This is a genomic window from Streptomyces sp. YS-3 (genome assembly GCF_045257485.1).
Lineage (GTDB): Bacteria > Actinomycetota > Actinomycetes > Streptomycetales > Streptomycetaceae > Streptomyces.
Genome location: NZ_JBJHPC010000977.1, coordinates 1 through 1483, shown reverse-complemented (window position 1 = coordinate 1483; position 1483 = coordinate 1). Strand labels below are relative to the sequence as shown.

The 1483-nt window shown below is 73.6% G+C and carries 1 protein-coding gene; it reads left to right on the top strand.

Annotated features, from left to right (window positions below):
- The first annotated feature begins 529 nt into the window (after positions 1-529).
- Positions 530-928 (top strand): DUF3040 domain-containing protein, encoded by a 399-nt coding sequence (locus tag ACJA3G_RS36835; protein ID WP_406557367.1) that lies wholly within the window; start codon positions 530-532, stop codon positions 926-928.
- The last annotated feature ends 555 nt before the right edge of the window (positions 929-1483 follow it).

Sequence of the window (1483 nt, the reverse complement as noted above, 5' to 3'; positions counted from 1 at the left end):
GGGTGCCGGGGGCCCGGGTGCCGGGTGCCCGGGGTGCCCGGGTGTCGGGGCGTCCGAGGCCCGAGCGTCTCAGTGCCTGCGTGTGCTCGTGCGTCCGCCGGCAGCCGCCCGTCATCGGCTCGGTATCCGCTCGGTATCCGCTCGCGTGGCGGCCTTCGACCGGTCGCCGGGACGGTCGGCCGCGTGCCGTGCGGACCGCCGCCCGGACGGACGCGCCGCGGGTGGTGGGTACGCGGCCGGTCCCACGCCCGGGCGTCCCCGCGCTGATCAGCGAAGCTGTCCCGGACGGAGTAGCGGCATGGAGTACGCCACAGGCCCCCCGATCGGCGGCTTCGCCCCGTATGATCGGGGTACAAGGTCCGGCATGGCGGGTCGTTCGATGGGGAATCCACTCCCCACCGGGCGGGCCGCCGTGGCGGCTCGGATTGGCGAATTGGCGTAGAGGGCGGGTTTCACGGGGGCGATTCCCTGCCTATCCTGAAGGGGCCGCATCCGGTCGCCCCCCGCGACCGACGAGTAGGAGGACTCCGTGCCGCTCTCGGAGCACGAGCAGCGCATGCTCGAGCAGATGGAGCGAGCGCTGTACGCCGAAGATCCCAAGTTCGCGACAGCGCTTGAGGGAAGCGGGCTGCGTACGTATACCCGGCGACGGGTCTACCAGGCGGTCGCCGGCTTCTTGGTGGGTATCGCGCTCCTCATGATTGGTATCGGGCAGGGGATCTGGATCAGCGTGGTCGGGTTCCTCATCATGCTCGGCTGTGCCGTGCTCGCGGTCACCGGTTGGCGCAAGGCGCCACGGCGTGGCGAACAGCCGGTGGGCGGCGGTGTGGCGGCGCGGCCCGCGGCGCGTGCACGCGGCCCGAAGCGGTCGGTGATGGACCGCATCGAGCAGCGCTGGCAGCGGCGCCGCGACGAAGGCGGTCGCTAGGCCCGGAGGGCCTGTGTTCGAACGTGACTGAGGGGCGATCACCGATGCGGTGGTCGCCCCTCAGTGGTGTCACTCGGCCTGCGGCCGTCGCTCGTCCTCAAGCGCCGGACGGGCTGGATTGATCGCGCCCTCGGGGGGCGGTTCTGTGCGTCCCGCCGTGCGGGTCGTCGCCTCGGCCTGCGGCCGTCGCTCGTCCTCAGGCGCCGGACGGGCTGGATTGATCGCGCCCTCGGGGGTGGTTCTGTGCGTGCCGCGGTGCGGGTCGTCGCCTCGGCCTGCGGCCTTCGCTCGTCCTCAAGCGCCGGACGGGCTGGATGGTCGCGTCCTCGGGGGTGGTTCTGTGCGTCCCGCCGTGCGGGTCGTGGCCTCGGCCTGCGGCCGTCGCTCGTCCTCAAGCGCCGGACGGGCTGGAGGTGCAGCCGTACGGCCTCAAAGGGCCGCCTTGGTGTCGGGCCGAAGGCCGGCGGCGGCATCGCGGCGCCAGGGCTCCTCGCCGCCCGGAGGGGCACCGGCGTCCCGGCGGGCCGATGCCCCAGTGGAGCACCAGCCCCCGCC